Source organism: Candidatus Nanohalovita haloferacivicina (genome assembly GCF_029232205.1).
Lineage (GTDB): Archaea > Nanohalarchaeota > Nanosalinia > Nanosalinales > Nanosalinaceae > Nanohalovita > Nanohalovita haloferacivicina.
In genome coordinates this window covers 678,690-705,243 of the sequence record NZ_CP107255.1, presented here as the reverse complement: position 1 = coordinate 705,243, position 26,554 = coordinate 678,690, and the positions used below count along the sequence as shown (strand labels likewise).

Annotated in this window: 26 protein-coding genes and 1 tRNA gene; 7 read left to right on the top strand and 20 right to left on the bottom strand. The window is 45.6% G+C overall.

Going from position 1 to position 26,554, the window contains the following annotated elements:
* Window positions 1–40 precede the first annotated feature (40 nt).
* From ptsP to HBNXNv_RS03860, 4 genes are all read right to left on the bottom strand, one after another.
* The gene (gene ptsP / locus HBNXNv_RS03875; protein ID WP_347720371.1) at window positions 41–1,708 is read right to left on the bottom strand and encodes a phosphoenolpyruvate--protein phosphotransferase; all 1,668 of its coding nucleotides are present in this window, start codon (window positions 1,706–1,708) and stop codon (window positions 41–43) included.
* Between the two features lie 3 nt (window positions 1,709–1,711).
* Window positions 1,712–1,978 (bottom strand): HPr family phosphocarrier protein, encoded by a 267-nt coding sequence (locus HBNXNv_RS03870; protein WP_347720370.1) that lies wholly within the window; start codon window positions 1,976–1,978, stop codon window positions 1,712–1,714.
* Entirely contained in the window at window positions 1,975–2,442 is a 468-nt protein-coding gene (locus HBNXNv_RS03865; protein WP_347720369.1) for a PTS sugar transporter subunit IIA, read from the bottom strand. The genes HBNXNv_RS03870 and HBNXNv_RS03865 overlap by 4 nt, the downstream gene beginning before the upstream one ends.
* 86 nt (window positions 2,443–2,528) lie before the next feature.
* On the bottom strand, window positions 2,529–3,638 hold the full coding sequence (locus HBNXNv_RS03860) for a PTS fructose transporter subunit IIC (protein ID WP_347720368.1): 1,110 nt from the start codon (window positions 3,636–3,638) through the stop codon (window positions 2,529–2,531).
* Window positions 3,639–3,736: 98 nt separating this feature from the next.
* On the opposite strand from HBNXNv_RS03860, the gene HBNXNv_RS03855 reads away from it, so the two are divergent.
* Window positions 3,737–4,639, top strand: a complete 903-nt coding sequence (locus HBNXNv_RS03855; RefSeq protein ID WP_347720367.1) for a 1-phosphofructokinase — start codon at window positions 3,737–3,739, stop codon at window positions 4,637–4,639.
* On the opposite strand, the gene HBNXNv_RS03850 is transcribed toward HBNXNv_RS03855, so the two are convergent.
* Entirely contained in the window at window positions 4,640–5,023 is a 384-nt protein-coding gene (locus HBNXNv_RS03850) for a PTS fructose transporter subunit IIB (protein ID WP_347720366.1), read from the bottom strand. It abuts the gene before it with no gap.
* Window positions 5,024–5,059: 36 nt separating this feature from the next.
* Window positions 5,060–5,689 (bottom strand): HAD family hydrolase, encoded by a 630-nt coding sequence (locus tag HBNXNv_RS03845; protein ID WP_347720365.1) that lies wholly within the window; start codon window positions 5,687–5,689, stop codon window positions 5,060–5,062.
* Window positions 5,690–5,847: 158 nt separating this feature from the next.
* On the opposite strand from HBNXNv_RS03845, the gene HBNXNv_RS03840 reads away from it, so the two are divergent.
* On the top strand, window positions 5,848–7,224 hold the full coding sequence (locus tag HBNXNv_RS03840; RefSeq protein WP_347720364.1) for a COG1470 family protein: 1,377 nt from the start codon (window positions 5,848–5,850) through the stop codon (window positions 7,222–7,224).
* Between the two features lie 54 nt (window positions 7,225–7,278).
* A tRNA-Tyr gene (locus HBNXNv_RS03835) sits at window positions 7,279–7,352 on the top strand.
* A 59-nt stretch (window positions 7,353–7,411) separates the two neighbouring features.
* Here the strand turns inward: HBNXNv_RS03835 and HBNXNv_RS03830 are convergent.
* From HBNXNv_RS03830 to HBNXNv_RS03790, 9 genes are all read right to left on the bottom strand, one after another.
* Complete coding sequence (locus tag HBNXNv_RS03830; RefSeq protein WP_347720363.1) at window positions 7,412–8,311, bottom strand: hypothetical protein; 900 nt, start codon at window positions 8,309–8,311, stop codon at window positions 7,412–7,414.
* Window positions 8,312–8,379: 68 nt separating this feature from the next.
* A complete protein-coding gene (locus tag HBNXNv_RS03825) occupies window positions 8,380–11,175 on the bottom strand; it encodes a LamG-like jellyroll fold domain-containing protein (protein ID WP_347720362.1) in 2,796 nt (931 codons plus the stop codon).
* 127 nt (window positions 11,176–11,302) lie between these two features.
* On the bottom strand, window positions 11,303–14,524 hold the full coding sequence (locus HBNXNv_RS03820) for a LamG domain-containing protein (RefSeq protein WP_347720361.1): 3,222 nt from the start codon (window positions 14,522–14,524) through the stop codon (window positions 11,303–11,305).
* Between the two features lie 60 nt (window positions 14,525–14,584).
* On the bottom strand, window positions 14,585–15,778 hold the full coding sequence (locus tag HBNXNv_RS03815; protein ID WP_347720360.1) for a methionine adenosyltransferase: 1,194 nt from the start codon (window positions 15,776–15,778) through the stop codon (window positions 14,585–14,587).
* A 59-nt stretch (window positions 15,779–15,837) separates the two neighbouring features.
* Window positions 15,838–16,347 (bottom strand): PH domain-containing protein, encoded by a 510-nt coding sequence (locus HBNXNv_RS03810; protein WP_347720359.1) that lies wholly within the window; start codon window positions 16,345–16,347, stop codon window positions 15,838–15,840.
* A gap of 55 nt (window positions 16,348–16,402) precedes the next feature.
* A complete protein-coding gene (locus HBNXNv_RS03805) occupies window positions 16,403–17,323 on the bottom strand; it encodes a metal-dependent hydrolase (RefSeq protein WP_347720358.1) in 921 nt (306 codons plus the stop codon).
* A 42-nt stretch (window positions 17,324–17,365) separates the two neighbouring features.
* Window positions 17,366–17,980 carry an alpha/beta hydrolase gene (locus HBNXNv_RS03800; protein ID WP_347720357.1) on the bottom strand — a complete coding sequence of 205 codons (615 nt, stop codon included), beginning with the start codon at window positions 17,978–17,980 and terminating at the stop codon, window positions 17,366–17,368.
* A complete protein-coding gene (locus tag HBNXNv_RS03795; RefSeq protein WP_347720356.1) occupies window positions 17,977–18,906 on the bottom strand; it encodes a VOC family protein in 930 nt (309 codons plus the stop codon). Before HBNXNv_RS03795 ends, HBNXNv_RS03800 begins: the two co-directional genes overlap by 4 nt.
* 17 nt (window positions 18,907–18,923) lie before the next feature.
* Complete coding sequence (locus tag HBNXNv_RS03790; protein WP_347720355.1) at window positions 18,924–19,529, bottom strand: nitroreductase family protein; 606 nt, start codon at window positions 19,527–19,529, stop codon at window positions 18,924–18,926.
* Window positions 19,530–19,592: 63 nt separating this feature from the next.
* On the opposite strand from HBNXNv_RS03790, the gene HBNXNv_RS03785 reads away from it, so the two are divergent.
* Window positions 19,593–19,904, top strand: coding sequence for a winged helix-turn-helix transcriptional regulator (locus HBNXNv_RS03785; RefSeq protein ID WP_347720354.1), 312 nt, complete (start codon window positions 19,593–19,595; stop codon window positions 19,902–19,904).
* A gap of 8 nt (window positions 19,905–19,912) precedes the next feature.
* Here HBNXNv_RS03785 and HBNXNv_RS03780 read toward each other — a convergent pair whose 3' ends face one another.
* Window positions 19,913–20,779 carry a M48 family metallopeptidase gene (locus HBNXNv_RS03780; RefSeq protein WP_347720353.1) on the bottom strand — a complete coding sequence of 289 codons (867 nt, stop codon included), beginning with the start codon at window positions 20,777–20,779 and terminating at the stop codon, window positions 19,913–19,915.
* 13 nt (window positions 20,780–20,792) lie between these two features.
* On the bottom strand, window positions 20,793–21,362 hold the full coding sequence (locus HBNXNv_RS03775) for a LemA family protein (protein ID WP_347720352.1): 570 nt from the start codon (window positions 21,360–21,362) through the stop codon (window positions 20,793–20,795).
* An 85-nt stretch (window positions 21,363–21,447) separates the two neighbouring features.
* Between HBNXNv_RS03775 and HBNXNv_RS03770 the strand changes: the two genes are divergently transcribed.
* Window positions 21,448–22,020 (top strand): uracil-DNA glycosylase, encoded by a 573-nt coding sequence (locus HBNXNv_RS03770; protein ID WP_347720351.1) that lies wholly within the window; start codon window positions 21,448–21,450, stop codon window positions 22,018–22,020.
* Here the strand turns inward: HBNXNv_RS03770 and HBNXNv_RS03765 are convergent.
* The 3 genes from HBNXNv_RS03765 to HBNXNv_RS03755 are packed head-to-tail and all read right to left on the bottom strand — an operon-like array spanning window position 22,017 to window position 25,053.
* A complete protein-coding gene (locus HBNXNv_RS03765; protein WP_347720350.1) occupies window positions 22,017–23,036 on the bottom strand; it encodes an ABC transporter permease in 1,020 nt (339 codons plus the stop codon). The genes HBNXNv_RS03770 and HBNXNv_RS03765 overlap by 4 nt on opposite strands.
* Before the next feature lies 1 nt (window position 23,037).
* The gene (locus HBNXNv_RS03760) at window positions 23,038–23,931 is read right to left on the bottom strand and encodes an ABC transporter ATP-binding protein (protein WP_347720349.1); all 894 of its coding nucleotides are present in this window, start codon (window positions 23,929–23,931) and stop codon (window positions 23,038–23,040) included.
* A 6-nt stretch (window positions 23,932–23,937) separates the two neighbouring features.
* A complete protein-coding gene (locus HBNXNv_RS03755) occupies window positions 23,938–25,053 on the bottom strand; it encodes a COG1470 family protein (RefSeq protein ID WP_347720348.1) in 1,116 nt (371 codons plus the stop codon).
* 200 nt (window positions 25,054–25,253) lie between these two features.
* Here HBNXNv_RS03755 and HBNXNv_RS03750 point away from each other — a divergent pair, with 200 nt between their 5' ends.
* Both HBNXNv_RS03750 and HBNXNv_RS03745 read left to right on the top strand, forming a co-directional pair.
* The gene (locus tag HBNXNv_RS03750; protein ID WP_347720347.1) at window positions 25,254–26,123 is read left to right on the top strand and encodes an RsmB/NOP family class I SAM-dependent RNA methyltransferase; all 870 of its coding nucleotides are present in this window, start codon (window positions 25,254–25,256) and stop codon (window positions 26,121–26,123) included.
* Window positions 26,101–26,553, top strand: a complete 453-nt coding sequence (locus tag HBNXNv_RS03745) for a hypothetical protein (RefSeq protein WP_347720346.1) — start codon at window positions 26,101–26,103, stop codon at window positions 26,551–26,553. Before HBNXNv_RS03750 ends, HBNXNv_RS03745 begins: the two co-directional genes overlap by 23 nt.
* The last annotated feature ends 1 nt before the right edge of the window (window position 26,554 follow it).

Genomic DNA, 26,554 nt, shown 5'->3' with positions numbered 1-26,554 from the left:
AAAGGTTTTTGATACTCTAAAGTGTTCCAGCGCCATATTTTCAGATAATCTCTCTGACATCATCTATAATTCCAGCTTCAAGAACTTGAGAGGCCTTATCAGAAGCTTTACTTGAATCTATTTCTCTCAACCTGTTTTTAACCTCAGGTACTACTCCTGCAGACATACTGAATTCGTCAAGGCCCATTCCTACAAGTATCTCGGTTGTTTCAGAGTTTCCGGCCATTTCACCGCACATACCAACCCATGCATCGTTCTCGTGGCCTCTATCAACTACATGCTTGATGGATCTTAATACGGCAGGATGCAAAGGATTCTGAAGGCCAGAAACCTTGCTATCTGTTCTTGAGGCTGCCATTGTGTACTGTGTGAGATCGTTGGTTCCTATGCTCAGAAAATCGGCCTCTTCAGCTAGTTCTCCGGCCATCTGCACTGCTGACGGAGTTTCAACCATCAAACCTATTTCAGGCCTGTCAAACTCTTTTCCTTCGTTTTCAAGCTCTTCCTCCAGATCATCCACGATTTCTTTGGCCTTTCTAAATTCTTCCACTGTGGCGATCATTGGAAACATTAAAGCTAGATTTTCGCCATTTTCAGAGGCTGCTGCTCGTAAAAGGGCCTTTAACTGTGTTTTAAACAGTTCTTCTCCTTCTTCAAATGCCAGTCTAATGCCTCTAACTCCGAGGAATGGGTTATCGCTTTCGCCCTGGTCAAGATACGGTACGGGTTTATCGCCGCCGATATCTATTGTTCTTACAATTACTCTTTCTTCAGGGAATGAGTTGAGGGCCTCAACGTACTTTTCCAGGTGTTCTTCTTCTGTTGGAGGTTCTTCCCGGTCTAGAAACATGAATTCTGTCCGGTAGAGGCCTATACCATCTGCTCCTTTCTCTGCTGCGATACTGACTTCTTTATGGTTTGCTACGTTTGCTGCAACCTCTTTTTCCTCTCCATCGCTGGTTTCAACGTGTTTCTGGATTACCTCTACGCTGTCGGCCTGTTCAATACTATCTATTTTCTCCTGGCCTGGATCTATAGTTACTTTTCCGGTGTCGCCGTCGACCAGAAGCTGTTCTCCGTCTTCGATCTCCTCGATGCTTCCTGTGCCTACAACTGCGGGGATACCCATCGACTTCGCCAGTATGGCAACGTGCGATGTGCGGCTTCCCTGAGCAGTGACAAGGCCTGATACATTGTCTCTGTTCATTTCAGATGTATCGGATGGTTTCAGATTTTCTGCTACAATTACGGTATTTTCTGGAATATCGGAGAGGCCGTGGTCTGTTTCTCCTGTAAGAATTCCGAGCAGTCGATCCCTGATGTCCCGTAGATCGTCCGCTCTTTCCTTCATACGGCCTTCCTGCGATTCAAGCTGCTGGATAGGATCTTCAAAGCCTTTCTCAACACTTCTCTCAGCTGTAAGGCCTTCTTCAATACTTTCTTCAACTCCGGAAGTTATCTGAGGATCCTTAAGGAACTGTATCTGGGCTTTGAAGATATCTGCCTCGTCGCCCTCTGTTTCACCACCTGTTTTTTCAGCTGCGTCTTCCAGCTGTTCTTCGGCTGTTTCCAGTGCCGTGTTGAATCTTTCTTTTTCTTCATCTACAGTTTTGCTGGATTCTTCCTGTACTGAGAAATCTTTTTCCGTGTATTTGTAGGCCTTTCCTGCGGCTTTTCTGCCTGTGATGCCTGTACCTTCTACAGTCATTTTTTATTCCTCTGGTGTCGTGATTATTTCTTCAAGTGCGTTCAAAGCTTCTTCTGCGTCATCTCCCTCTGCCTGGATTTCCATTTTGTCGCCCTGTTTGAGGCCCAGGCTTGTTACTGCTAGCATGCTTCTTGCATCGACTGGTTCTTCGTCTCCTTCTGCGTCGCTGATTTTCAGGTCGCAGTTGTATTCCTGTGCTGTTTCCACGAATTTTGAGGCCGGTCTTGCGTGAAGGCCTGCTTCTGGCACTATTTCTACCTGTCTTTTCATCTTGATACTTCCTCTTCGATTATTTCCATTACTCTGGATGGTTCTTCTGCGTTGAGAAGTTTTTCGCGTACGTCGTCGTGTATGAGGGATCGGGATATGCTGCTGAGGACGTCAAGGTATTCGTCTTCGGTTCCTTCCGGGAAGAGCAGCATGAAAAGTAGTTTTGCTGGTTCTCCATCGGCTGCGCCGAAGTCTACTCCGTTTTCGGCCCTGATGAATGCAGCTACTGGTTCTGTTACTGCATCGGTTTTTGAGTGCGGAATTCCGATTCCTTTTCCTACTCCTGTTGTGGCTTCTTTTTCTCTCTGTTTCAGGGCTTCCAGTGCTGCGTCTCTGTCTTTGACTTTTCCCTGGTCGTCGATCAGTTGTAGAAGGCCTTCGATTGCGTCTATCTTGTTTTCAAAGTTCTTGTTGAGTGCGATTGTTTCTTCGGAGATCAGTGTTTGCAGGGCTTTGCTACTCATATGGTTGTTTATTCGGTTTGTACCGGTTTAAACTTTTGTAGAAAGGGAGAAGAAAAAAGAAGAAAAGTATGGGTATTTGAGTTTTTCTATTCTTCTGAAGTTTCCTCTACATCTGGCTTGAGTAGTGTTACCATTCCTGCTGTTACCACTGATCCTAGAGCTAGTGCTCCAAGGAATCCTAGTGGGTTGTTTGATAGAGGTACTACGAAGATACCTCCGTGTGGTGCAGGCATTGTAACTCCCATAGCCATCGATGCTGCTCCTGCAACTGCAGATCCTGTCATCAGGCTTGGAATAACCCTGCCTGGATCGGATGCTGCGTACGGGATCGCTCCCTCGGTAATGAAGGAGAATCCGAGCACAGTAGCTGATTTGGCCTGTTCGTACATCTCTTCAGGGTACTTCTGAGGTGCGAAGAATGTAGACAGCGCCATACCAAGAGGCGGTGTCATTCCTGCAGCCATGACTGCGGCCATCGGCCCGGTAACTCCCTCACCGATAAGGCCCACACCGAAGACATAGGCGACCTTGTTAACAGGTCCTCCCATGTCGAACGCCATCATCAGCCCAATAACTGCTCCCAAGCCTACGGCCTGTCCTGTACCCATAGAGGCAAGGAAGGCGTTCATAGCCTGGTTTGCAACTGCAATAGGTACTCCCAGAAGTAGCAGGAGTACGGGCGCCAGAATTGCTGTCGTGAATACTGGCACGATCAGGATTGGCATCATTGAATCAAGGGCATCTGGTACGTCCAGATTGTTGATATATCTGGCTACGTAACCAACTACCAGACCAGCTACCAGTGCGCCAAGGTATCCTGCTACAAGCGCTCCGTCTCCGGAAGCGGCCTGTGTGAATCCCATGACTTCTGCGGCAGCTGTCATAACGTTTTCCTGCTGCAGAAGGTAGGATAGGATGAATCCTGGTGCAAGTGCTGGCCTATCACCGATTGCGTACGCTACATAGGCTCCGAGTACTGGCACCATAAGGGCCAGTCCTGCGTTACCTATCTGTGCAAGGAACCAGCCGAGCGAACCTTGCGCGGCTATTTCCCCTGCTTCAAGCGCTTCTGTCGGTGTAAGCGCAAATCCTAACGCGAGAAAGATTCCTCCGACTGTTACGAATGGAATCATGTAGGAAACTCCAGTCATCAAGTTTTCCTTGGTAGTCTGGAGAGATTCCTTTGAAAAGGTCATAATAACCCGTGAGAAATTTGCTTCCAGTCGTATATAAAATAAACTTTTTAAACAGGTTTTTGCAGGGCCTTTTTTACCGTGCAGAACAATTATTGAATATGATTTTGACTGTCACATTCAATCCTGCAATCGATCACACCTATGTTGTTGATAGTAATCTAGCTGAAGAACATATTATCCGTACAGATGAATCTCATTTCGATGCTGGAGGCAAAGGGATTAATGTTGCGTCGTATTTGAACGATTTAGGCCATGATGCTATCGCTACCGGACTTCTTGGAGGTTTTACCGGAAAATTTATACGGAATGAGCTGGATAATCTGGGTCTCGACCATGATTTTGCAGAAGGAGGTATAACCAGAATAAATACTACTATTGCAGGAGAGAATGAGCACAAGATCAATCATTCTGGCCCTGAGACCGAGGAAGAGGCCGTTGACAGAGTTATTGAAAAGGTTGCATCAAGAAATCCTGACAAAGTTATAATTTCGGGAAGTCTTCCGCCAGGCCTTGACAGTTCCGCGATTGACAGTATCGAAAAGGCTGTTGATGGAGAGGTGGTTGTGGATCTTCATGGCGATACGCTTGGCTTGCTGGAACAGAACTATTTCATGGCGAAGCCAAACAGAGAAGAGCTCTCTGAAGCCACTGGCATGAGAGCTGAGACTGTTGGAGAGGCCTTTGAAGCAGCCAGATCTCTTAGAGAGGATGGTTTTGAAATAGTGGTTGCGTCTCTGGGTTCTGAAGGAGCTCTTCTTGTAAGCGATGAGAAAAGTATTTTTGCAGAAGGCCTTGATTCTGAAGTTGTTGATACTACTGGTGCTGGAGATGCTCTTCTCTCGGCGATGATTGCTTATCTTGAGGAAGGCCTTGGTGAGGGAGAAAGTCTAGTGCGTGCGTTGGCGTTCGCTACTTTGGTTGTGGAGACTGCTGGTACCGGAAGTCCGGATTTGGAGGATTTTGAAGAATACGTTGAGAAAGTAGATGTTAGAGAGCTGTGATTATGGTAGCAGCTCCTTGATTTTCTTCATTATGCCCATGGAGTTGGTCGATGACTTGTATTCAACTCTGTTCTCTCCGTTTTCCACGGCTTCCTTTGCTTTCTCTATAAGTGCTTCTGCATCGGTTACAGCGGCCTGAACTTCAGTGTGTACAGAGGGCATGTCTTCAAATCTTTCTGTTGGTACGGAGATGTCTGATGCAACAATTGCTGCATCGGCCTCTTCAATATCTTCATCTTCCAGAACATTTTCTGTGCCTGAGGATCCGTGTACCTCGACTTTTATCTCATCGTCAGAATCTTTAACTGCTTCTTCAAGGCTTTCCGCCGCCATCTGGCTGTGCGCAATACCTGTAGGGCAGCCAGTAACTGCAACTAGCTTCATATAATAGGTAATTAGAGCCGGCCTGAATAAAAAGATTTACTCTTTAATCAGCTCAAAAAGTCTTTCACGCAGCTTTTCAGGAGATTTAACTACTTCATCTGCTTCTTCAGGGCCTTTACCTCCTGATCCTGCATAACCTATGCAGTAGAGGCCTGCGCTTTTTGCAGATTGAGTTCCTGGGGAGGTATCATCTACTGCAACAGATTCTGAAGGTTTTACACCTATTTTATCGGTAGCAAGCCTGTAAGTTTCTGGTTCAGGTTTTCCACTGCCCTCTAATTTCTTCGGGTCTACCACGGCATCGAATTCAAGATTAAATCTTTCGATAACTTTTTCAGGCCAGTAGGATCCTGTTGCAAGACCTATTTTCAGACCTTCACTTCTCAAGTCTTTCACTAGTTGTTTGAATCCGGGCATTATCTCTGCTTTTTTCTGGTAGATTTCATCGGCCTTTTCCTCGTACAGCTGGAAAAATTCTTCCTGGCTGATAGAGATTTCGTATTTTTCGGAAAGTTCTCTGTAGGTGTTTGTGATGCTCATGCCGGCGAACTCGCTGACATCTACTTCCTCTCCGGTTGCCTGCAGGTATATTTCTTCCTCGGCCTTGTTCCAGAACTGTTCTGTGTTAACTACTACGCCATCCAGGTCAAATATTACTGCATCCATAGTCTAGAAAGCGGAAACCTGAAATAAAAAATCCGATAGATCTGGTTTTCCGGAGCGGCGAAGCTGACGATTTATGGCTCTCAAAATAGTTCTGACCTTTTTCTGAGGACTACAATCTAGAGGCCGGTTTTAAATAACTCTGAGCACAATTTACTCGCATGAAAAAGGCCTTACCTCTGATAGCTGCTATTTTTCTCGTTTCTCTAGCAGTATCTTTCCCGGTATCGCTGAATGTTGTCGACCGTAAGGCCTCTCCAGAGTCTCCTGCAAAGTTCGAGGTAGAAATACAGAACAATCATTCTTCAAAAGAGTCTTTTCGTGTTTCTCCACGTGCAGGAAATCTTGACTGGTTTTTTAATGACGGCCCTGTAACTCTTCAGCCTTCTGAGAATGGTACTATCAATCTTACTGTTACTCCTTCCGTAGATGCCTTTCAGCATAACTGGGAGTTTGATCTAAGGATATGGATGGCAGGTACAAATAATTACGAGGTTGTTTCAAGCTATTACCGTGTTGAGAAGAGGGCCGAGCTGAATGTTGTTTCCAGTTCTATTTTGAAGGATTCTGTAAGGCCTGGAGAATCCAATAGAGTTAATATTACTATAAGAAATCTTGGTTCTGAGAGACTGGATAACTATTCTGTCGTCATGGACTACGGGAATGAAACTGTGGAGAGGCAGGGAGAAGTTCTTCTGCCTGGTACAGTTCAAAGGCTTCCAGAGTCCAGAACCTTCAACTTTGATCTTGATGTTCCCGCAAATCATCCTCCTGGAAATCTTTCTCCCTCACTGACCGTGGTGAAAGATGGCGAAGAAGTTGACAGCTATGACTACTCTTTCAGGGTCGAAGAGGTAATGAATATTTCAAAAGGCCAGAATGCAACAGATAACCTCTGGGGATTCTCAAAGACCGTTTTCGCGGAAAACAAAGGTAATGTAGATGCTGTCGTGATTTTCGACGAGGAAGTTCCTGTATACGTTACCCCGTTCATTGCATACGATCAGAAGCCTGACAGCATTGCCAGCGGCCAGAGCTCAACAATCTACACCTGGAACTATACCTTGAGTCCTGGAGAAAAGGCCTCTATAAATTATAGAGTTAACTACTGGATGCCAGCCCTGATAATTTTACTGATTGTTGGAGGCCTTGTACTATTGAAGAAGATAGGCCGCACAGCAACAGTTTTGAAGACCGCAAGAAGAGATGGCGATTTTGTCAAGGTAACAATTGAGCTTCAGAACAGCTCCGATCAAGTTCTTGAAAATCTAAAGGTTGTTGACTTTGTACCTGATCTGGCCTCGGTTTCACAGGATTTCCCGGTTGCCAAGCCTGAAATACATCAGACAAGCGATGGAGCCCGGCTTGAATGGGTTGTAGAGACCTTACAGCCTGGAGAGGAGAGAGTGCTTGAGTATCACATCAAGCCAAAGGTTGAGGTCGAAGGAGGCATCACTTTAAGGCCTGCAAAGATCAAGCAGGGTGAAGAAGTACTGTCTCAGTCCACTGAGTGCTCGGTAGAGTTCAGGCCCGAGTAACCCTCTTAAAGATTCGGTTGCCTACACATTATACTGCCTTTTCAACATACTTTACCCGGCTTAGCTCAGTCTGGCAGAGCGGTCGACTGTAGATCGACTTGTCCCAGGTTCAAATCCTGGAGCCGGGATGTCTTATCAAGTTGAGTTCTTTCTCTTGAAGACGTTCACAGTTGGTTTGAGCAATTAGCTAGATGTGGTAGTGGTCAATAGGTCTCTGAAGCCTTCTTTTATCTTTCTGTAAGTCTTCTTTAGATATCCAGTACTCCGACATGAGCTCATTTTGATTTTTGGAAAGTTCAGACCTAAGAGTGTTTAGGTACTGGAGATATTCTTCTTTTAGTGTATCAAGTTCGTCAAATTTATCTGAGCAGTCAGCTTTGGCTATAGTGGAGATAAATTCTTCGCTGTGAGGTTCCCAAACATTATTTCTAAACTTGTCTCCCATTTTAGTATCTGCTTGAATCAAGACCTCAGCGATAACCTTGGGTTCTACCAGTTCACCTGAAGAACTCTTGATATTATTGGACTCAATAATTTCTTCTAGATTGCTCTCAAGATCTTCATAGATTGAATTGGCTATTCTGATTAATCTTAGCAATAGTTCGTCATGCTTACTAATTTTTGAGTAAATTTGAGGGTTGCTTTCTTTGAATCTACGATAAATTGCTTCTTCGGAACTATCAAGACCTATGTTATGGACTAATAGTTGGGCGTTGCCTGCGTGAGCGGTTTTAGACTCCTTAAAAGTCTCATAGTCAATGTATAGGAGACCCATATCGTTGCTCTTGAGGTTTACTTGATTCTTTTTGACCTTCTCAATACAAGGGATTATTACATCAGAGATCTCATCGATCACTAAAGGCCTTATATTTTGCTTCATTTGTTTCCTATCCTCTCTTTCACTCCTCATATAGGACATAAATGTAAGGAAAGCTAAGATAAGAGTTCCAACAGCTCCTATGCCGGCAGAATATAGTCTAGCAGCTTCCATTCCGAAGTGGTTTAATTGGTAGAGCGCAAAAGGTGCAAAAGAGAGCATAATCAAAAGTGAGAATAGTAACGCCCCAAGTTTCACTATCTTTTGCAAAATACCTTCCCTAGAAGGTCTATATTACAAATCTATAAATGGCTGATGAATGGGTGCTAATTACTCAGTTACTGGAAAGAAAGTTTCTGTATTTCTGAGTCACTGAGACTTCTGTTATATATTCGGTATTCATCTACTTCTCCTGAGTATTTCAGGCCTGTGCTCTTTGTATTGTAGTCTTGGAGTGTGAGAGTCATTGATTTTTCTTTGACTTTTTCTCCGTCAATGTATAGTGAGGCCTTGCTGCTGCCATATTTCAGCGATACGTGGAATTTTCCGGGTGGTACTGGACCTGTGTATCTTATGGTCTGGTTCTGGCTCTGGCCTTTGATCTCTGCTTTAACTGATTTTGTGGATATTTCTATGGTGTAGAGGTTGTTGTCCTTGGTGCGGGTGATTGACTGGTCTGATGGTTTGTCTTCTCGGGCCCAGAGAATTGCTCTTCTCGGGAAGTCTCCTTCTCCATCGCCGTCGTTCTGTGTTTTGCCTGTTGGTGTGTTGGCGCAACAGGTGGCCCAACTACCTGACTGAAGTGGATCTGCAAGGCCTTCTCCTGTGAGGCCTATGCCGGCCCCTGCATCTGAACTTCCGCACTCGTCGTCTTCGTTGTTCCATATCCATCCCCACCTTACACGCGATCGACTGTTGCATCCATTGAGTTTGTATCCGTAGTCCTGGTATCCGTCCTGGTATGCGAACTCGTCTTTGTCGAAGTCGCCGTACTGGCCTACGTTGCCAGAACTGTTTTCGTGGCCCAGCACTTTCTTGGTGGAGAACAGATTTTTGACTGTAGAGGCCTGCGAAAGAGTTTCGTTCATGTTGTGGCCTATTTCAGGGAATTCTCCTCTTATCTGTGTCACGTTGAGAAGGTGGTATGACGGTAGCTTGGTGTTGGTGTTTTCTCGTGGGTTGACTTCTCCAAGGTTCAGTGACTGGTTGTTCTCCCAGTATGCAGCGTCGTACTGAAATGTGGTGCTCTGGCCTTTAATCTTCATGAGCATTGTCCATCCGCCGCCTCGCCGATCCATATCGCAGTAGGCCTCGAATTTTGTGTCTCCAGGTTTTATCCAGTAAAATCCAGAGGCCGTCCTCGGGTTTTCCTGTTTAAGAGTGTAGCATGATTTTGCAGGTTTTCTTCCGCTTCCGAGCTCTGATAGATCGCTCCAGGCGGAGACCGTGAAGCTGTTTCCAACATCTACTGTTTCAGGCCCTCTCTGAATAGTTCCTCTTTTTGACCCTTTCCTGTTCAGTATTCCTTTTCTGGAGAGGCCTGCGGTGTTGTATGTCTTGTTCAGGTCTCCTTCGTTGAATTCGTACTGTAGAACTAGCTGGTCTTTTGGAACTTCGCCGCTGAATAGTTGTTCTCTTTCCTCCGTTGTTAAGGCCTTTCTCCACCACAGGAACTGGTCTAGGGATATGTTGGCGTTTTCAGGACCGTCGTACCCCATTCTCATATTGTTTGCGAATACGTCAATTTTTTCGTCAGGTGCTACTGCGTCGGTACCGACAAGCTCGTTGTCCTTGTAGAAGTAGCCTATGTCTTCTTCTCTGTCGACTACCACTGTTACTCGTGTGTAGTTTTCGATCGCGTTGGGATATGAATATGTTATTGCTCTTCCTGTCTCATTTGTGTCGATTCTGAAGTAGGAGTCGCTTGTTCCTCGGCCCCAGTATCCTATGCTTCCGTCTCCTGTTGTCTGGAATACTGTTGGGTAGGTGCTATCAGATGAGGAAAAGTTGGCCTTCAGAAGTACCGAGATAGAGAATGAATCCATCACAGGGTTGATTCTGTCTGTCTGTGCCAGATTTACGTAGCCCTGGCCTCCTGCTGAGAAGTTCAATGCGGTTCTACTATCTGTCTGATGCCAGGGTTCGGTGGCGAAGTTCTCTAGAGTGCCGTTCATTCCAGACATGTAGGCCGCGTCCCTCTTGTTTCCTGATAGGTCATCGATCAGCGGAGTGTTGAGAGGTGTGTCGCTGTGCCATCCGCTGCCAGTGTCAAAGTTGTTATCGTTGAAGTTTGTGGGGGTGGCTGAGTAGTCTACAGGAGAATAATCTTTCAGGCAGGCGGTCTGAGTACTTACATCACATTCTCCAGGCCCTTCGTTGAACCGGTAAAATCTTCTCAGGCCCTCTCTTGAAACAGGTATTCCTCTATAAAGGTTCTGGGCCTCATTTGAGGATAATGTTCTGTTGTACACTCTGACATTGGTGATTTCTCCGGTGAAGGCCTGTTCCGGACCGTTAAATTCATCAATTCCTATTTCGTCCAGACCGCCTACGATAGATCCGTTCCAGCCTGTATCACTGTCTACAAGCTGGCCATCAAGATACAGTTTGATTTCTCCGGTTGATGTGTCAGCTACACCTGTGGCCTGATGCCATTCGCCTGTTGAAACTGGATAAGTAGTGTATGCAGGGCACTCTCCGCCAGAGCCCTGTCTGATGGCGAAGCTCATGTTTCCTGCGTCGCCGAAAAGGTTGGCGCTTGTCCAGCACGGAGCGTTCGCACCGATTAATTGGCCTCCATCGCTATCATCCATTCTGAACCATGCGGCGTATGTGAAGTCCTGGTTGTCTGGCATAGGGCCTCCGAAGTTCACTCCATCGTCTACGCCGTCAAATTCAATGCTGTATCCTTCCGAGATCTTGGGATTATCGAACCGGTAATAGGCCAGCAGGTCATCGTTTAAACTGTTTGCAGAGGCCTCTGAGCCTCCAACTGTAGAGGCCTCGGTCAGAGGATTAGCTTCTGTGAATGAGCCTGTAATCTGTCCGGTGTCTGTGTTTGAGAGAGCTACTGCTGAAAAAGCGATAAATATTACTGCTAAAAAGGTTTTCCAGTTTCTTCTATCTGTTTTCATGGTTTGAACTGGCCAATTTACTATTTGAGAATGGTGAAGTGGTTAAAAATTTAGGGCAAGGTAGCAGTAATTTTCTCCACTTCATACACTTACAATGGAATCTCCATAATTTTAACGTTCCTATTTGCTATCGTAGTTGCACTATATCCCTGATTTCAGGATCTATGCTTTCACGGAAGAAGAATACATCGTCTATCCGGCCTTCAAAATTCTCTCTTTTATCACCGCCAAATATTTGCGTTCTGGACGTGTAGACAGGCCTTCCCATCACTTCAATATCTCCAGAATAATTTACAGGAATATCCTGCTTCCGACCATCGATATAGAGGTAGAATTTGTTTTCTGTTCTGTTGTAGCTTGTAGTAAACCGATACCATTTCTCTGATGCAAGTTTATGGCTTTTCAGTCCATAGATGTCGTTTCCATCCGTCCATTCGAGTACTGCACGTTCTCTGTATGATTTCAGCCTTATTCTATTGTTTTTGTCTTTCCAGATTGTCCTGTTTTCATCCCAGTTGTTGCTGTTCCACACCCAGAAAGAGGCAGTAAATCCTTTATCGGGCCTTAATATCTCTCCTTCGACTCTTGAATCAACTGAGTTAATTCTCAGGCTGTCTGTGCCGAAGATCCCGTTCTCGAATTTGAAGTCTGAGGGGTCGGGGTCGGAAGTTTCCTGTGCAAGGCCTGCTTTCTCGCTTCTGTAAAGGTCTGATATTTCTTCTTCAGTTAGTTCCTCGTTTTCAATTTTCAGCTCATCTATTTTTCCAATCCAGGGCCTTGAACCTCCAGAGTTTCCTATTGATAGTGCTGACCCGCTTCCTGACATCGGGCCTGTGTAGTATGTGCTTGTTCCAAATAGAGAGCCGTTAAGGTAAAGTTTGGTCTCGTTGGTGTCGGAATCGTAGCTGAATGCCAGATGGTACCATCTGTCTTTCTGAATGTTGGTATTGAAACAGGTCTGCGCGCTCCCACCTGATTCCGTGGCTGAGAGCCTTACGCAAGTATCTCCATTTCCATCGTGAACCCAGTAAGTAAGGCCTGATCCTTTATCTGTTATTCTCTGGTACGAGCTTGAGGCTGTGCCTGTCTGTTTAATCCATGCAGCAACTGTTACTTCGTCGCTTGGCGATAGACTTGAGCTATCGGGCAGGTATGCGTATCCATTGCCTTCTTTCAGGTGGAGGCCTTTTCTATTCTTCCCCTGTCCCAGCATGGACGTGTCGTATACTGTGTCGTTTTGCATGGAGTCAAAGGAGAAGTCTCTAAGTTCAATTTGTGAAGGTTCTCGGCCATAGCTCAGTTTCTGTATTTCCGAGCTGTTCATTGTCGTGTTGAAGATCTTGAATGAGTCTATATTGTATCTTTTTCCGGTGTCTGAGAGAATGTTGATGCTTCCCTTGATTTTTTCGTGGTCTGCCATTGCGGAGGCCGATTCTTCGTCGCTGAGTTTGCCGTCTACAAAGCATTTTGCTCCTTTATTTGAGCTTTCCAGTGTAACTGCTAGATGATACCATTTTGTTTCATCCAGGTTTCGGAAGCTGCATATGTAGTCAGCAGGGTTGTGGCCATTTGTGCCATCGTCTATTGACCAGTAGGCTATAATTCCATCTCCCAGGTTTTTGTTGTGTTCTATTCGGAACATTCCGCTGTTTTTGGTTGGCATGTTGATAAAGTCAGACCAGCCTCCTCCGATAAGTGACTCTCTTGGTTTGAAGAAGAAGCTGATAGTCCAGTTTTCCGAGTTCATTGATCTGTTTATTTCATTGTTCTCTGGGAATGTGACTTGGTCGTTTACGCCGTCGATACTGAGAGATTCTCCAGATACGCCAGGTTGAATCATGGATGTGTCTTTAATTGATGTCCCGGATCCCTCAAATTTGTATTCAGCTTTTTGCTGTGCATATAACTCTCTTCTGTCTTTGTATAGGTCTTTAACCTGGTATTTGTCCAAGGCATTATCGTAGATTTTGACGTTGTCTATTGTTCCGTTGAAACCGCTCCCTATTCTTAAACTGTCCGAGTTGCTGTAGTCGGTCTTTTTCGCTGTCTGTGTATCAAGTAAACTACCATCATAGTATAGCATGGCGTGTGTACCGTTGTTCACACCTACGACATGATGCCATTTGTTGTCTTTGAAGTCTGAAGGAGGTGTGGCTCTTGGATCAAATTTTCCCCCAGTATCATCGAAAAATGATGCGTAGATTGTATCTCCGTAGGCTATGCCTAGCATGTATCCCTGGCCGCTACCGTACTTCTCAATCATAGTGTGTGAAAGGCAGCAGGATCCAGTCATGCTTGTGCTGTTTGTTTTGAACCAGGCTGAAATACTGAAGCCTGTATCCTTGAAATTCAGCGAGGCACTGTTCGGCACGTCGATATCTCCGGCCCCATTGAATTCTACGGCTTTGCCATCAAAGCTACCTGTTCTCTGTCCCCCATCCAGCGTCCCGTCGTTTGCGCCGCTGAAAGATCCTTCTATCATGTCTGTGTACAGGCCGTGATTATTTTTCTCCGACCCGTCCTTGAAAGAGCCATTCACAAAACCATCAAAGTTGAGTATCCCCGAGGTTGAAGATGACTGCCAGAAACCGTCATTAGGCCCGGTTACGTCGTATACTTTCCCTTTTTTGTTAAACATGGGCCAGTAGGAAACCAGGTCCTGCTCGACATTTTTTCCTCCGTAAAGCTGGTTTATCTCGGTTGTGGAGAGGGACCGGTTGTAAAGTCGCATGTCCGACATTTTTCCGTTCCAGGTGTGTCCATTAGGCCCGCCTGGTTCTGTGAACTGGATGTTTTTGGTCGAGGTATCGAACTGGCCTGTTTCGTATATTCCAGTGCCTAGTATCGATCCGTTAAGGTAGATTGTTCCGTTTCCAGTATTTGCATCGTACGTAAATGCGACGTGGCTCCATTGATCTACCATTTCAGCTGGATCTATGCCTCCTGCTACGTACTGTCTGCTGCCGTTGAAGAATGTGCTTCCTACAAGGCCTGTGGAGCTTTCCTCCAGTAAGAGGCCGTATGGATCGTAGCCGTTTGATCTGCCGAATATAAGTCGGTAATCGTTGTTGGAGGTTTGATCAGGGTGTTTTTCTAGGTAAACCCATCCGGCGATAGTCAGTTCATCTTTTATATCCATGCTTTCAGAGTAAGGAACCTGTATGTGGTCATCTTCTCCATCAAAACGTAAGCTGGAAGCAAGGCCTTGAATATTATTGTTGCTGTAGGTATCTTGAATATTTAGCTGCTCTGAATTAAAGCTGTAGTAGGACTGGGGGCCGGAAGCTGTAGACAAGGTGCTGAAGACAAATAAAATGGTTATAAAGTAGAAGAAGTGTCTCAGCTCCATAACATATTGATGTCGCTGAGGATTAAAATGGTTGCAGAATCACCTGGCCGCTATAAAGCACTAGAATGTGCTGATATCTCCTTTAACACATTTTTCAGTGATTGAGTCTATTTCCTCTAGCTTTCTTGACACTATCTGTTCTATGTCTTTTTCTTCAGCTGATGACTCTACTTCTACCAGTTGCGGGTCTTTTATTGGGCCTCCTATCTGTGAGAGGAGTTTTACCTGTGCGTAGTGGCCGGTTTTTCCGTGAATTTCTTTTGCTATTTCCCTTGACAGAAGGTTGTAGATTTTTCCTACGTGTGTGACAGGGTTTTTGCCAGATGCGGCCTCCATGCTCATGGATCTGTGAGGTGTTATCAGGCCATTTACTCTGTTTCCTCTGCCTACTGACCCATCGTCGCCCATTTCGGCCGAGGTACCTGTAACTGTCAAGTAGATCTCCTCTTTTTCGAGATCGTCGGCTGTGTTTACATGTACTTCTGGTTCGAGGCCGTTTTCTTCGGCAACTTGTTCAGCTACTTTTTCTACATCTTCCAGGTGTTCTCTGTATTCTTCCATTGATTCTGTTCTTGATGAGATGGCTGGGGCTGCAACTGTGATTGTTATTTTGTCTTGCTGTCGGAGGCCCATAACTTTGACGTCTTCTCCACATCTTTCCAGGCCTCTAACCTTTTTCTCTACCTGTTTAACGGTTTTTTCGGCTGATGAGAGCGGTGCATGGCCTACTCCAAAGCTGGTGTCATTAGAGAATCTTTCCTCTCTTTCGTACACTGCGGCAAGATCTGTTGAGGTTTCTCCAATCCTTGATTCAATTTCTACTTGTGATGTGCCGAGGGCCTTGAAGTTTTCGTTGATGTATTCTTTTGCCGCTTCTAGAGCGATTCTGTCTACAGGTATTTCCTCTCCTTCAAATTCTCTTGTCGCTCGGCCTGTCAGAAGAATGTATATTGGTTCAATTACTTCTCCACCTGCACCGTTCTCTGAGAGATTGGTGCTCTGAGCAGATTCCTCCGGGGAATCCGCGCCCCCGAACTCTGGATTTGATTCTCCTGCCACCAGCTGTACTTCATCGGTGTTGTGGTGGAGGATATGGCCGAATCTCTCCCTGTACTCTCTGGAAAGCTCGCGGGAAACTTTCTCCGCTATTCCATCGCTGATGCTGTCCGGGTGGCCCAGGCCTTTTCTCTCCACAAGTTCTGTTTTTCTGTTTTCGACAGGATCTTTCTCTGTTTTGTCGATACTGATGTTCATAGATTCACTATGTTCAGAACAGGTTAAAGATCTATTCCTGATGTATCAGGCCCTGCTTCTTATTCCATCTTGCTATCTATGCTTTCCAGGAGTTTTCTGATTTCTCTGAGCTCCTGTAATTCAAGATTTTTATCACCTTCAGAGTATTCAACTTTTTTCTCCTGCTTCAAACGGCTGTTAACTATTTCCTCAACCTCTCTTGGCTGCTGAATGCTGTTAAACCGCATTTCAACTCCCTGGCCACCGGCCGTAGAAATCTCAATATTTCCATAATCGAAGTAGCTGCCGAAAATTCCCTGAGAGAAACTGATGTTCTGAACTTTGTCAAATCCTATCTTCTGAACATTTCTTGAAAGAACACCTGACTTCCTGTAAAGGCCTTGATCCGTTACCACGAAGTAAGTGTTTTTCACGCTGTAATAGGCACCGGCCATTATCAGAAATCCAAGCCCGAGCACCGGTATGAAAGGAATCCCCATGATTACGGCCGGTAGAATGCTTTTTATGCGGGGCTGGCCCTGCCAGAGAACATCCTCATCGTCATCCAAGTTTACCCAGTCAATTGTCATATGATGGAAATAGAGGAGGTATTAAAATTAAACTAATGGATGTAGAGAAATCTTTCTAGGCCACTACGTAGATCAATATATATGTGGCCAGCGCCACTGCGATAGTTAAAACATAGTTCAGGCCTACTGTAAGTAAGTCCTCAATATCTTTCTTCATGCTCTTGAAGTGGTACGCAGGTACAACAACTCCGTACCCCAGGATGGAGAATACGAAAGAATACGACGCTGCCAGCGTGGGGGCAGGAATCAGATAGAAGGCAAAACCGTAAAGGCCTCCCAGAGCTACTAGAGGAGAGATTTTCTCTTTTACAGGTATTTCTTTCAGGTAAAGTCCAAGTATCAATGCTGAAAGCCCTAGAGAGAGTTCAAGGCCGAAGATTGAGAGCAAGTTAAGCACTGGATCCTGATTTAGGACAATTCTCGACTCTTTAACTGCGTTTGTCAGAGGGAAGAACAGCTCTGGTGGAGTTCCTGTAAAGAAATCTCCGAAAGGATGTGAGAGAAGGCCTAGGCTGGCTATTGAGAAAAACTCTTTGCTACTCATTTTTCCCTGGGCTTTTTCCGCCAGTGCAAGGCCTATGACAGAGAATGCTAGCATGACAACTGCTCCGACAAAGTCCTCGAAGACAAAGGCAGTGGCTACAAGAAGGCCTGTCACAGCTGATGCCACAGATATTTTATTTCGTATAAAGTAAGCTGTGAAACCTATAGAGGCTGCAAGACCTGTTACAAGGCTGTGGCTGAGGCCTCTGTGCACTCGGTTTGAAACTGTCCAGAAAGTGCCGGGAAATCCTCCGGGCCCTGATTCAAGCGCGAGAACTACTCCTTTTATCCCGTAGATCATGTCGACATCTGGTATAATGGAGAAGCCACCGGCGAAAACTGCTAGATACAGGGCCTTGTCTTTCTCATAGCCCAGTGCTACTGCTATAGCACCTGCCAGTGTGAAGGCAAGGAGGAAATGGCCTGCTATCATAGTTTAGATGGTTGCCGAGAACTTAAATACAGAAGCTCTTTTTCACTTGATGATTTCGGAGGCCTTCTCGATTTCGTGATCCACAATACCGTGATGCGAGCCCTGCATAATGTATTTCTCGACGTCAGCATTCAGAGAGTTGAAGATTTCTTCTGTTTTCTCAACCCTTTCCAGAGGGATATGAGGATCGTTGTCAGCGCACCCGATGAATACTCGAGTACTCTCCATGTCTCCTGAGAACTCTCCGACTTCCTCGCCGATAAGGCCTCCGCTGAACAGTATTATGCCTCCGTACTTTTCCGGGTTGGAAGCTGCGTACTCGGAGGCAAGACAGGCTCCCTGGGAGAAACCTAGAAGAACAACGTTCTCCGTTCCAACTTCTTCAGAGGCCTTTTCCACAAGGTGATCTACAGTATTTAACGCGGAGTCAAGATGTGGCTGGTTTTTCTCTCTTGGCTCCAGAAAACTTCGTGGATACCATGTTCTCTTTGAGGCCTGCGGTGCAAGATAAGCAGCTTCCGGCAGTTTTTCCGACATCCGGATCATGCCTCCTGCTGAAGCCCCTCTTCCATGCAGCATAATTACTGCACGTTCCGCTTCCTCAAGATTTAATCCTGCAGATTGAACAGGCTGATCCTCGTGGATCCTCTGGCTCACTGGTTGATCTCCTCCTCTCTGAACTCAGGAAGGTTTTCGAGAATCTGCTCTCTTCTATCCTGAAGTTCTTCCGGCAGTACAAAGTTAGAGCCTAGTTCTTCAACTGATTCATCTGCAGTATAGCCTGGTCCCATCGTTGAAAACTCGAATAGAACTCCTGTAGGCATACGACAGTAAATGGAGGAAAAGTATTTCCTGCTGATAACAGGTGAAGGCCTTAATCCTATTCTGATAAGCTGATCCCGCCAGTTTTCAAGCTCTTCCTCTGACTCGGCAGCTTTGAAGGCCGTGTGGTGCACGCTTCCACGGCCCATTCTTCCATGCTCCGCTGACTCGATTATTTCTACACCAGAACCGTCTTCAGCCCTGAAGAACTTGTTCTCAAACTCTTCTTCCTTCTCAAGATTCATGATATCAAGAACTTTCTCCAGATCCTCTGAATCATGGGCCTGTACAGTTACGTGATACATGCCCTGAATCTGGTTTTTTTCAGGTACTGTGCTGTCTTCCCAGGTCTTGTACTCCTCATTATCTTCAGGAACAAGTCTGAGTGAGAGGCCGTCAGGATCCTCAAAACTCAGTGTTTCCTTTCCATGCCAGTTCTTCTCCTCGAAATCTACTTTTTCGTCTTCCAGTCTTTCTTTCCAGTAACTAACTGAGTTCTCCGGTATTCTGAGGCCTAGCTCTGTGATCATTCCTGCGCCTGCCTTCCCTTTCTGCTCTGCCATACCGGGGAAAAATGTCACGCTTGTGCCGGGAGAACCTTCTCTATCTCCGTAGAAAAGATGATACATTTCCGGGGCATCGTGATTTACAGTCTTCTTGACCATTCTCAGGCCTAGAGTATTAACGTAGAACTTGGCATTTTCAGTCGGGTCTCCGGCGATTGCTGTGAAATGATGTAGGCCCCAGACTTCTGGTTTCATATTTCTATCACCTTTTTTCAGAAGTCAAAACTTCCTTTTGATCTTATTTCATCAAGGGATTTTCTTCCGTTCGGCTCTACCTGTGCATCTTCATCAACGTCTTCCTCGTCTTCTTTTGATCCTATGGCGATCATGGCCTCTACATCAAATTCTTCTGGTATTGAAAGTTTTTCTCGGGCCTTAGAATAATCGAACCCCTGCATGCCGTGAGCTACTAGGCCTCTTCTCGTGGCTTCGAGAGCGAGATTTTGCCATGCGGCACCGGTATCGAACGAATGAGTTATTGATTCTTCTCCGTTGTGGTCAAAAGTTGTTTTTGAAGCAATTACAACCAGTGCAAAAGCTTTGCCAGCCCATTCTGTGTTGAAATCTCCCATAAGATCTACGAAATCTTCAAACTCACTGTCCTCGTGTGTTGCGTAGATAAACCTCCAGCTCTGATTATTGTAGCTTGAAGGCGCCCATCTAGCAGCCTCGAAAAGAGCTTCAAGATCTTCCTCGGTCATATCGGTTCCTATACTTCTAGGGCTCCACCTCTGATATAGCAGAGGCTCAATTTCGTGGCCTGGTCCCCGATTTTCTTCAGCTTCACTCCTTAACTCATTCAGTTCCTGCGATGTCATAATGTTATCTGGTTTGAAAACGAACCATTAAAAAGAGCCAAGGTACACAGATGTAACTACACCATGCAGAAACAGAAGAAAGGCCCATGCTCAATCATAGAATCCTTCGACATGATAGGCTCCAAATGGAAACTGATAATACTGAACGACCTCCAGAATGGAGAAAAAAGATTCAATGAACTGAAAAGATCGACAGAGGCCTCCTCAAGAACTCTTTCACGTGTACTGGAGAATCTTCGTGAAGAAGGCCTTGTAGAGAAAAGAGTGGAGGATGGTAATCCTGTTGCATCTTACTACTCGCTGACGGAGGCTGGAAAATCTCTTTGTCCGGTATTTGAGGAGATTGAGGCCTGGGCTGAAGAATGGCTTGACTAAGTTCGTTTCTACATGTTCCGCAATCTTTCAATCCTCTGCTCTAGCGGAGGGTGAGTCGAGAAAAAGTTCTTTTTGTTGCCGAGAGGATTGGAGAAGTAAAGATGGCTGACTGCCTTGTTAACCTTCATAGATGAGTTTTCATTCTGTATTTTCTCCAGAGCTGATGCAAGGCCTTCAGGATAACGTGTCATCTGCGCTCCAGATGCATCAGCAAGGTATTCTCTTTTACGGCTCATAGCCAGCTGTACCATTCTCGCGGAGATAGGGGCCAGTATGGCCAGTGCAAAACCTGCGACCACAAGCCATGGTGGAGAGTTATCGTCTCCACCAAAGTACATGCTGTGAAGAAGCAGCTCGCTTAAAATACTGATTACACCGATCAAGGCAACAGCAACAGTCATAAACAGTATGTCGTAGTTCTGAATGTGGGCCAGTTCGTGGGCCAGAACACCTTCCAGCTCGTCCTGATCAAGCTTCTCAAGTGCGCCGGCAGTCACACATACTTTTCCATCCTCGGGCTTGCGGCCGGTGGCAAAAGCATTGATGCCGGGTTTATCCTGAACATACAGCTCCGGCATCTCCATCCCTGAGGAAATAGTCAGGCCCTCCATCAAGTCATAGAGCTGGTCGTGTTTCTCTCTGTCAGCTGGTTCGGCTCCTACAACCGATAAAATCATTTCATCGCTCTTGAAATACGAAAAAAGCACGTACAAAACTGAGATACCGGAACCTGCAGCCAGTATCAGGAACGGTGAGGCCCGCGGCACAAAAATACTTCCTGATACAAAAATCAGGGCCAGAAGAATAACTGGAACTATAAAAAGAAGCAAGTAACTTTTTCTGCGGTTCCAGGCGATCTGATCTTCCAGCATCATAGCGATCAGGCCTTTATTTTTCGTCTCCGCTGAAGTCTACTTCAGGAATCTCTTTGTCAGCAGTTTCAATCTCAAGCTGATCTTTCTCGGCCTTTCCAAACATGTTTGCAAATACTACTGCTGGGAAAGTTTCGATTGCGTTGTTGAAAGTCATAATCGAGTCATTGTAATGCTGCCTGGCGTATGCAATCTTATTTTCGATTCTTGCAAGTTCTTCCTGTAGCTCTCTAAAGTTCTGAGAGGCCTTCAGATCCGGATAATCCTCTGCAACTGCGAAGAGACTTTTCAGGGCCTGTCCCATCTCATTCCCTGCCTCTGCTTCTTCCGCCGGACTCTGTGCGTTCATCATTTTTTCTCTGGACTCGGAAACTTTGTCCATTACATCTCTTTCGTGCTCCATGTAGCCTTCAACGGTCTCTACAAGGTTTGGAACAAGATCTGCTCTCTTCTTCAACTGGACATCAATCTGGGCCCACGCATTGTCCACACGGTTCTCCAGTTTGACAATCCTGTTGTAGTAATAAACGGTCATCAGGACCAGTAAAAGTACGAATCCGCCGAGAGCATATACAACAACTGACATATCCAATGTTTGCCCTGCGAAACTTATAACTCAAATCATTCCAGGCCCTGCAAAATAAAAATAGCTTAACCTCTCAAAGCTAGATATGAGCGACGAATTCAGAGAGAAATACTCGGATTTCTTCGAAACCCTGCACCCCAACTACTGGAACGAAAAAAGATTCGTGCCCGCAGTAGGCCCTGAAGATGCAAAAGTAATGATGATAGGAGAGGCCCCTGGCGCCAACGAAGTAGAGGAAGGAGAGCCATTCGTCGGCAGAGCAGGAGAAAGAATGAACGACATACTGCACGATATCGATGTGGAAAGAGAAGAAATCTACATTACAAACCTTGTGAAAATAAGACCTCCAGACAACAGAGATCCGAGAAGCGATGAGATAGAGGCCTGGGCACCGCTGCTTGAACAGGAGATAGAGAATGTTGCACCGGACATGATCGTAACACTTGGAAACTTTGCATCAAAACACATGCTGGACACCTCAAAAGGAATCAGCAAGATCCACGGCAGAGTATTCACACGTGAAGGCCAGAAGATAATGCCGGTATACCATCCCGCAGCAACCCTCTACGACAGAAGCAAAGGCCCTGAACTTGAGAAAGACCTGAGAAAGGCCTTTGGGAAAGAGGAGTCCGGGCAGAAAAAGTTCACGGATTTCTAGAGATCCTGTCGAAGGAATACTCCGTAGGCTGCTGTGAGCACTAGTGAAGTCTGGCTTATCAGGTATATTATGTAGCCAAAGGACGAGGATAGGCTTTCGCTGAAAGTCGGTTCAAGGCCTTCCTCATTTTGCTCTCCTATCATGGTGTTGACGTAGTTCTGATAACTTGCCGAAGGAGATACTCGAGATACTGTTGATACGAAACGTTCTTTCTTCGCCTCTATCTCCTCTCTGCTTGGCCCTGAGTTTCCATCATCGATTGAAGGTCGGTCAACTGCTATACCTCTTTCTACAGCTGTTCCCCCACTAACTGCTCTACCGCTGGCAATACCAGGATTTCCTGGTGCCGGTTGCTGGCCTGGATTATATTCGTAGATGTGGTCGGCTGCTATACCGGTGATAAACGGCGTGCCGATGAAAAATAGTAGCAGGAAGATTCCTGTAGCAAGCGAACGCCAACGAGAACTGAAGAGGGTTGACAGTAGCGTTCCAAGGCCGAGGAAGAACGTGATGTATACTACTGTTCCCAGCCAGATCATTGATAACCGTGAAACTGCTTCTATGCCTGGTACAAGCCCTGTCATATAGATTGCAAGGCCTGATGAAATTGTAAATGCTGCCAGTAGCGATAAGGCCACTGTGAATATTCCGGAGACTAGTTTTCCATTAATTATCTCATCTCGGTACAGTGGATACGATAAAAGTAGTTCTATGGTTCCTTCTTCTCTTTCACGTGAAATATAGTCATAGCTAAGCAACAGGCCGAGAATCCCTGCCGTCAGTGGCATGTTGAAGTTGAAAAGCGGCGTGAATATATCGATAAGCGTAGGGAGCTCGGGTGCGCTACCGTAGATTCCGCCACCGCCGAAGTTATCTACCTGTTGCTGATAGTTCTGCACACCCATGTAGACCGAGGCCAGAGATAGGATCACGAAAAGGCCTATAACTGCTATAAATCTTCGACTGGAGAAGCTATCCTCTAGTTCTTTCCTTCCGATATCCCACATAGATCCCATTTTATCGGTCTGCCTCCGTTAGTTCAAGGTATGTTGATTCGAGCGTAGACTCCTTTAACTCGAAGCTTTTGACCTTAACACCGTTATCTACGAGGTGCTTAAGAATACTGGATCTATCTCTATCTGAATAAATTTCAAATACGTCTTCATCTCTGCTGTAACTATCTACAAGGCTTTTGACAACTTTCTCTGCTTTATCAGGGTTCTTGGCCTCCAGTTCTATCTCAAGACTGGTGCCTGCTTTTCTGCTCAGTTCGTCCTTCGTACCCGAAGCCTTGATAACGCCCTCATTCAGTATGCCAAATCTATCGCATAGAGGAGAGATTTCACCTGTTATATGCGAGGAAATAATGACTGTCGTATCTTTCTCTCTATTAATCTTTTCAACGTGTTTTCTGAACCTGTTTTTTCCTTCTGGATCGAGGCCTGTAGTTGGTTCATCAAATATAGCCAGTTCTGGATCTTTCAGAAGGGCCTGTGCAATCCCCAGTCTTTTCTTCATACCTGTAGAGAACTCGCCTACTTTTCTATCCTGGTCGCCAGTAAGATCTACTAGCTCAAGTAGCTCGTCGATGTCAGGATCTCTATCAGCGAGATTTGCGAAATACTCCAAGTTCGCTCTTGCAGACATGTCATCGTAGAAGCTGATATCTGAAGGCAAGTATCCGATCATTCTCTTGATCTCTTTTCCCTGGTCGTGAGGCCTGTCCTTCACTTTAATACTTCCGCTATCAGGCTTCAGTAGGCCCATAACTGTTTGGAAGAGAGTGGTCTTTCCTGCGCCGTTGGGTCCGAGCAAGCCGTATATTTCTCCCTTCTCTACTTCCAGGTTGACTCCTTTCAGCACCTCATGTTCTCCGTAGCTTTTCCTGACTTCATCAAGTTCAAGTATCAAGATTTCTCACCTCCTGCCAAATCTCCTGTAAACTAGTACAAGAGCTAGGAGGCTGAAGGCCATCAGACCAACCCCAACGTAGCGTAGCCCGCTTTTCTCAGATATGTTAACTCTTAATCTTTCTGGCTCCTCTACGCCAACCTGATCGGAGGAGGCGCTGACATCAACAAAGTAGTCTCCGGATTCTACATTAGCTGGCGGATTTATAGTGACTGTAACGCGCGAACTGCGAAATCTCTCCATGCTGCTGATTTCACTAGGCCTTATCTCTGACTCCCAGCCTTCAGGACCTTCCACAGTTATGTTCACATTATCTAGTGTAGTGCGGCCACTGTTTCTAACTGTGACAGGTACAGTAAGTTCCTCTCCTGGACTTGTTCTCTTGTACTGCTCTGCCAGATTAAGACTCATACGTGAGATCTCTTCCTCACTTTCCTGCCTCTCAATTATTGACAACAGAAGTCTTTCATCTGCCCTAGTCTGACCGCTATCCGCCACAATAGTAAGATTTTGAAGGCCTATATCAGTTTCCTCAGCTGCCTCGATCCTAGTGTTGATAGTTTTTTCCTCTCCCGACGGAACAAAGATGTTTGAAACGTTGAAGCCCTGGTAGCTGAACCTGGTGGATATACCGGGAGAGGCCTTGCTGCTGAGATTGAATGTCTGGTTCACTACACCGGTGTTCTCCAGCTGTACCGAGACTGTTTCTGTACCGTCCTGCGATATAAGTATTCTCTGAGGAAGATCTGAACTGAGTTCTGAGGAGGCAAAAGCGTCTCGAGAAGTCGTTACCTCAAGCTCAACGTACTCCTCCACGAAATTGACATCCTTTACTGTGAAGGAAAAATTCTCATCGACTTCAACCCTCTCCCCAACAGAATTACGTAGCTCTTCGCCGCGCAAATGGCCCTTGATAACGCTCTGATCTCCTTCAATGTCTACATACTGCAGCGTTGCAGAACCATTCTGTGCCTCGGATGTGAAAAACCGCAATTCATAATCACCCAGCTGTTCAGTGGACTCAAGCTGTATTTTAAAATCCTCGGTGTAATCCGTAGCAGAGTATGCTACAGAACCAAATAAAATCATTAAAAACGCTGCGAATACTAGTTTACGTTTCATAATACAGACTTGAACAGCCCTCAAGTTAAAAAACTTCTTCTATTGTTCGACAGTCAACGAACAAGAATTTGAAAACTTCCCTGTGAAATATTCAGAATAGCTGGTTTCGCAACCAAAGCATGGCTCTCAGCAGATTATACAGTAAATCTATCTGAGAGGCTGTAAACTATTCTAAAAAACTTCGCAACCAACAGCTCTACATGGAAAAGTACAAACCTATCATAGATGACTGGGAGGCCTTCGAGGCGGAAAGAGATAAGCATCCCGTGAATGCTGTCAGAAAAAACCCTCTAAAGGCCAGAGAGGATTTTGAGGAAAAACTGGCTGAAAGATTCGATTTTGAAGAGGTTGACTGGGCTGAAGGAATCTACAGACTGGACACAGAGTCTCCTGGAAAATCAGTTCTCCACTGGATGGGAGAATACTACGTACAGGAAGAATCAGCAGCCCTCCCTGTAACAGTGCTCGACCCAGGGCCAGGAGAAAAAATACTCGACATGTGCGCTGCGCCAGGAGGAAAAACCACTCAGATAGCAGCAGAAATGGATAACAAAGGCCTTGTAGTAGCGAATGATGAATCAGGTCAGAGAATGAAGAGCCTTCATGCAAATGTCTACAGAACAGGGTCTGCCATTGTTGAGGCCACAAATTACGATGCCCGAAGACTGCCTGGAGAAGAGTTCGACAGGATACTGGTTGATGCACCCTGCAGCGGTGAAGGTGACAGATTCTACGAAACATTTACTGCCATAGATGAGGGAGACTCTGAGGATCTATCGAACCTGCAGTTTCACATACTGGAAAAGGCCTCACAGATGGTTAAAGAAGAAGGAACAGTAGTTTACTCCACATGCACTATAAGCCCTCTTGAAAATGAAGCTGTAGTTAAGAGAGCAGTTGAGGAGACCGAACTGGAGCTTGAAAGTATTGAAACGGATATCGAACATGTTAGAGGAGTAGAAGAGTTTCAGGAAAAAGATTACGGGTCCGAAATGAGCAAAACAGTCAGAGTTTATCCGCATCACGTTAATTCGGGGGTGATCTTCGTTGCCAAATTCAGAAAACACTGAGAGTGCCATAGAGTACATGGAGGAAAGATTTGGCGTAAATCAAGAAGATCTTGAAGGCCTACAGCTGAAAGAAATTTCTGGTGATATATGGCTCTGTTCTGAAGAAGAATCGGGTTATGAAACTGAGACTAAGGGTATTCGGGCCGTTAGAGTAATGGATATTGGTTTAAAGCCTACAACCTATCTTTTACAGCTGTTGCAGGATGAAATAAGCAAGAATAAGGTTGCTGTTAGTGAAGAGGAGTTTCGCGATTTGCTTAACGGCCAGATGATTGAAAGAGAGCTTGATGAGAAAGGATATGTTGCAATAGAGTTTGATGGCAGGGTTATCGGCTGCTGCTTCTACATGGATAATTTAATTTCATCCAGGATACCAGAAGGCCGTGGAAGCGAACTCCTGGGAGCTCTTGATGATAAAAAAGAAGATTAAC